Annotated in this window: 6 protein-coding genes and 1 pseudogene; all 7 read left to right on the top strand. The window is 44.5% G+C overall.

All coding sequences use genetic code 11. From position 1 onward, the window contains the following. The first annotated feature begins 87 nt into the window (after positions 1-87). The 7 genes and pseudogenes from ACTIE0_RS22440 (at position 88) to ACTIE0_RS22470 (ending at position 5,153) form a co-directional block, all read left to right on the top strand. Positions 88-465 (top strand): restriction endonuclease subunit S, encoded by a 378-nt coding sequence (locus tag ACTIE0_RS22440; RefSeq protein WP_006625473.1) that lies wholly within the window; start codon positions 88-90, stop codon positions 463-465. A 67-nt stretch (positions 466-532) separates the two neighbouring features. Then, positions 533-874 carry a type IV toxin-antitoxin system AbiEi family antitoxin domain-containing protein gene (locus ACTIE0_RS22445; RefSeq protein WP_006669569.1) on the top strand — a complete coding sequence of 114 codons (342 nt, stop codon included), beginning with the start codon at positions 533-535 and terminating at the stop codon, positions 872-874. 9 nt (positions 875-883) lie between these two features. After that, a complete protein-coding gene (locus ACTIE0_RS22450) occupies positions 884-1,135 on the top strand; it encodes a type IV toxin-antitoxin system AbiEi family antitoxin domain-containing protein (protein WP_006669568.1) in 252 nt (83 codons plus the stop codon). A 210-nt stretch (positions 1,136-1,345) separates the two neighbouring features. Beyond that, positions 1,346-2,823: pseudogene (locus ACTIE0_RS22455) on the top strand (type I restriction endonuclease subunit R). Between the two features lie 6 nt (positions 2,824-2,829). Next, entirely contained in the window at positions 2,830-3,360 is a 531-nt protein-coding gene (locus tag ACTIE0_RS22460) for a type I restriction enzyme subunit R domain-containing protein (protein ID WP_006625468.1), read from the top strand. Then, positions 3,308-4,438: an HsdR family type I site-specific deoxyribonuclease gene (locus ACTIE0_RS22465; protein ID WP_006669566.1), complete on the top strand. Its 1,131-nt coding sequence runs from the start codon at positions 3,308-3,310 to the stop codon at positions 4,436-4,438. Before ACTIE0_RS22460 ends, ACTIE0_RS22465 begins: the two co-directional genes overlap by 53 nt. Next, entirely contained in the window at positions 4,425-5,153 is a 729-nt protein-coding gene (locus ACTIE0_RS22470) for a M48 family metallopeptidase (protein ID WP_006625466.1), read from the top strand. Before ACTIE0_RS22465 ends, ACTIE0_RS22470 begins: the two co-directional genes overlap by 14 nt. Positions 5,154-5,421 lie beyond the last annotated feature (268 nt).

Raw genomic sequence — 5,421 nt, forward strand, 5'->3', positions numbered from 1 at the left:
TGCCTAACGCACCGAAATCCTCAATTTGTGGGGATGGTGCGTTACGGCACTTATCATATTGGTGGGATTTGATTCAATATTCAATCTATGTGCCTAACGCACCCTACGGGAACTGCTGGATCACTTCTAAATCAGAATGCAATAATTATTCGATCCAAAAATTTTAGCCAGGAAACTCAATTTTTTTTGTATAATAGTTTAAAAAAGCCTGAATATATAAATCATATCGAGAAAATATTTAGAGGCAATGCAAATCAAGCAAATATAACCGTTAAAGAATTGCTGGAATTTACAGTTGCAATCCCACCCCTTGCGGAACAAAAAGCGATCGCCTCTGTCCTGTCATATATGGATAAAGAAATAGCAGCGTTAGAAAAACGTCGCGCCAAAACCGAATGGATAAAAAAGGGAATGATGCAGGAATTGTTAACCGGGAGAAAGCGGTTAATTGTTAATGATATATGATAAAATGTAGGTACTTGTTTGTAAATACCTGCACTTTATCACAAATTGCCTTGTATCTTAACTTAAAATGTCACCATCAAACCGCAAAATCGTGCTAAAGATAGCACTAAAAAAGGGAGTTATTTGCGCCAAAGACCTAGCCAAACAGGGAATTCATCGCCAATCGCTTAAACGACTGGAAGAACAAAGCCTTTTGATTCGCTCTGGACGCGGAATATATACTTATCCGAAAGCAGACATCACCGAAAACCATAGCCTTGTTGAAGCCACTCAGCGAGTCCCTAAAGGAACTATTTGCTTGTTGTCTGCGTTGAGTTTTCATAAAATCACCACCCAAAATCCCTGGGAAATTTGGTTAGCTATTCCTCAAAAATCACGTCATCCGCAAGAGAAACTTTTGCCACTGTGAATTGTTGATATGTCCGGTTTATCTCTAATCGAAGGAGTCGAAAATCATCAAATAGAAGGATGTAACGTCCCTATTTATAGCATGCCTAAAACAGTAGTAGATTGCTTTAAATTTCGCCATAAAATAGGCTTAGATATTGCCCTAGAAGCCTTGCGAGAATGTTGGCAACAACAACGCTGCTCAATGGATGAACTCTGGTATTATGCTAAAGTTTGCAGAATGCGGAATGTAATGCGACCTTACTTAGAAAGTTTGACATGAACCCAAATAAACCTCAATTTATTCGCGCTCAATTGCTGAATATATCCAAACGACAGCAACCCATAGCAGGAAATTATGGCAGATATAGCTAGTCCTAATGAGACGTGAACTCTGGGCTATTGTCCTATCTGGATTGTAGGCGAACATTTTTTGCACGGACTCAGGTAGGTTGGCTATATTTACTCAAAATTACCACCCAAGGACAAAATTATGATTAAAGTTGGACAACTGGAAAGACTCACCCAAAACCGAGTGATTAAACTGTTTCAAAATCACCTGGTTTATACCTATCTGGGAAACTGGAAAGACCGAGAAAATAACCGCAATATTGAAGCGGAATATTTAACCCAATGGCTCACCGGGCGAGGCGTTGAGGAAACCCTAATTAATAAAACTATCAGAGAACTGGATAAAGCCGCAGCCTTGGCAGAAAACCAAAACCTTTATGATGCTAATAAGGCCGTTTATCGCCTGCTGCGTTATGGGGTGAAGGTGAAACGGGGGCGGGTGAACAAACTCAAACCGTGTGGCTGATTGATTGGGAAAATCCCCAAAAAAATCGCTTTTATGTGGTGGAAGAAGTGACCATAAAAGGCAACCATACCAAACGCCCGGATATCGTCCTCTATATTAATGGTATTGCTGTGGCGGTTTTAGAACTCAAACGTTCGACGGTTTCCGTGGCTGAAGGTATCCGCCAAAACCTGGATAATCAAAAAAGGGAATTTATCCGCCCGTTTTTGACGACGCTTCAGTTAATTATGGCGGGAAATGATAGCCAAGGACTGCGCTACGGGACTATCGAAACGCGGGAAAAATATTATCTGGAATGGAAAGAAGAGGAGGGGGAAGTTGATGGGTTTGACAGTCCCCTAGATTGGCATCTTAGCCTACTGTGTGCCAAAAGCCGCCTCCTGGAAATTATCCACGATTTTATCATATTTGATGCGGGGATTAAAAAAACCTGCCGCCATAACCAATATTTCGGGATTAAAGCCGCTCAGAAGTTTATCGGAGAGGGTCTGGGTGGCATTATCTGGCATACTCAAGGGTCGGGAAAAAGTCTAACTATGGTGTGGCTGGCAAAATGGATTCGCGAAAATCAAAGGGATGCTAGGGTTTTAATTATAAGCGATCGCACTGAACTCGACGAACAGATTAACAGCATTTTTAAAGGAGTGGATGAGGATATTGACCGCACGGAAAGCAGCGCCGACCTAATCGCCAAACTGAACGAAACCCAACCCTGGTTAATGTGTTCCCTAATTCACCAATTCGGCAACCATTCCCAAGATACGACTCAGGAATTTATCGACAGTCTCCAGCAACTCCCCAGCAACTTTTCCGCCAAGGGAAACATATTTGTATTTGTAGATGAATGTCACCGCAGCCAGTCGGGAAAACTCCATAGCGCCATGAAGCAAATTATCCCGGATGGTTTATTTATTGGCTTTACGGGGACCCCCCTCCTCAAAGAAGATAAACAGCGCAGTATCGAAGTATTTGGGGACTATATCCACACCTACAAATTTAACGAAGCGGTGAGAGATGGGGTTGTGCTAGATTTACGTTATGAGGCGCGCGACATTGACCAAACTTTAACCAGTCCCCAGAAAATTGACCAGTGGTTTGAGGCGAAAACTCGCGGCTTATCGGAGTTGGCTAAAACTGAACTTAAAAAGAAATGAGGGACGATGCAAAAACTCCTCTCGAGTAGGTCTCGCCTGGAAGAAATTGTTAACGATATTCTCCTCGACATGGAAACGAAACCCCGGTTAATGGACGGACGGGGTAACGCGATGCTGGTCTGTAGTAGCATTTATCAAGCCTGTAAAACTTACGAACTTTTCAGCCAAACGGATTTTCAGGGTAAATGCGCGATTATCACCAGTTATAAACCTTCCCCGGCGGATATTAAAGGGGAGGAAACGGGGGAGGGACTGACGGAAAAACTCCACCAGTATGAGATTTATCGGCGAATGTTGGCGGACTATTTTAAGCAGTCGGAAGATGTGGCAATGTATCGGGTGGGGGAATTTGAACAGGAGGTTAAACGGCGCTTTATTACGGAACCGGGACAAATGCGCCTGTTAATTGTGGTGGATAAGCTGCTGACGGGATTTGATGCACCCCCGGCGACTTATCTCTATATTGATAAAACTATGCGAGATCATGGCTTATTTCAGGCTATTTGTCGGGTTAACCGCCTTGATGGAGAAGATTAAGGAATATGGCTATATTGTGGATTATAAGGACCTGTTTCGGCAACTACAGGGGGCCGTTACAGATTACACCAGTGGGGCGTTTGATGGCTATGAGGCGGCGGACGTGGCGGGGTTATTGTGCGATCGCCTTTCTAAAGGGTGCGATCGCCTAGAAACCACCTTAGAAGCTGTCCGCGCCCTCTGTGAACCCGTCCCGCGTCCCCGTGAGAGTGCCGACTATCGCCATTATTTTTGTACCCCAGACACCAGAGATCAAAAAGCGATCGCCGCTAATGAACCGAAACGGGTCGCCTTCTATCAAGCGGTTAACGCCCTCATTCGCGCCTACAGTAACCTGGCTAACGAAATGGAAGCCGCAGGCTACACCCCCCAGGAAGCGGAAACCATCAAAGCCGAAGTTAGACACTATAGCCAAATACGGGAGGAGGTAAAAATTGCCAGCGGGGACTATATCGATAGTAAAATCTATGAACCCGCCATGCGTCACCTCATGGATACCTATATCCGCGCTGAACCCAGTAACCTGGTGGCGGACTTTGAGGAGTTGGGACTGGTGCAGCTTATTGTTAATCAGGGTTTCCCGGTTTTGGAGAGTCTCCCGGAAGGCTTGAAACAAGATCATAAAGCGATCGCAGAGGCGATCGAGAATAATATCCGCAAAATTATCTTAGATGAGAGTCCGATCAACCCGAAATATTATGAGGAAATGTCGGAGTTATTGGATTCTTTGATTGAACAACGTCACCAGAAAGCCATCAGTTACCAAGAGTATTTGGAAGAGGTGAAACAACTCGCCAAACGAGTGACAGACCCCACCGGATCAGCCGTAGGAAATTATCCCCCTGCCCTCAATACCTCCGCCCTCCGTTCCCTCTACGATAACCTAGACAAAGATGAAGCCTTAGCCCTCAAGATTGATCAGGTCGTGATCACCACCAAAAAAGACAACTGGATTGGCAACCGTTTCAAAGAAATCGAGGTCAAAAATGCCCTTAATGCCGTCCTAGTTGATGCTAAAGTAGACCTACCCCTTAACCAACTCTTGGAGTTAATTAAACAGCAACATGACTACCAGTAAATCTCCCACAGATTACCAGATAACCATTGCTCAAATTCCCGTGCAAGTGATTCGCAAATCGATTAAAAATCTGCATATTGGAGTCTATCCCCCAGAGGGTCGGGTGCGGGTAGCTGCGCCGCTTCACTTCACTGATGATAATATCCGACTGGCGATTATCTCCCGTCTATCTTGGATTAAAAAACACCAGGCAAAATTCGCCGCCCAACCCCGTCAATCCCGGCGAGAAATGGTATCCGGCGAAACTCATTATATCTTCGGGAAACGCTACCGCTTAGAAGTCATAGAACGCCGAGGGAAACATGAACTTAAAATTCCCAATTCTCGGATAGTGCAATTATTCGTTAATCCCGGAACTTCTCGGGACAATCGCGCCCAAGTTTTAGCCGAATGGTATCGGCAACAACTCCAGGATATTATACCACAATTGCTGAATAAATGGCAACCCATTATCGGGGAAAATGTCACCGATTGGGGGATTAAGAAAATGCGGACTAAATGGGGGAGTTGTAATATCACTCAGCGTCGCATCTGGCTAAATTTAGAACTCGCAAAAAAGCCCATAGAGTGCTTGGAATATGTCGTAGTTCATGAGTTAGTGCATCTCTTGGAACGTTATCATAATGACCGTTTTCAGGCTTATATGGACGAGTATCTTCCCCCATGGCGACAATATCGAGATATTCTGAACCGGGAACCCTTAGAAGACTTCTAAATCTGCCGGAACCGGAGCATAATGACCATCAACGGTCAACTGAAAACCGTCATAGTTACCATCTTGATTAAAGTGCCACATAAAATCCGGGTCAAGACCGGGAGCATACCAGAGAATATCTGTTATTCCCGAACCATTAAAGTATCTGATGTTGACACTCCTCGTCCTGAAGTCCGAGGATTCTTGGGCTGAATCCTGCCTCCACTAACCTAAGTTAGTTTTGGTCTTACAGTTTCATGTCGTATCCGACTACACCTTTTACAGCAAG

The organism is Limnospira sp. (assembly GCF_051859755.1).
GTDB classification, from domain to species: domain Bacteria; phylum Cyanobacteriota; class Cyanobacteriia; order Cyanobacteriales; family Microcoleaceae; genus Limnospira; species Limnospira fusiformis.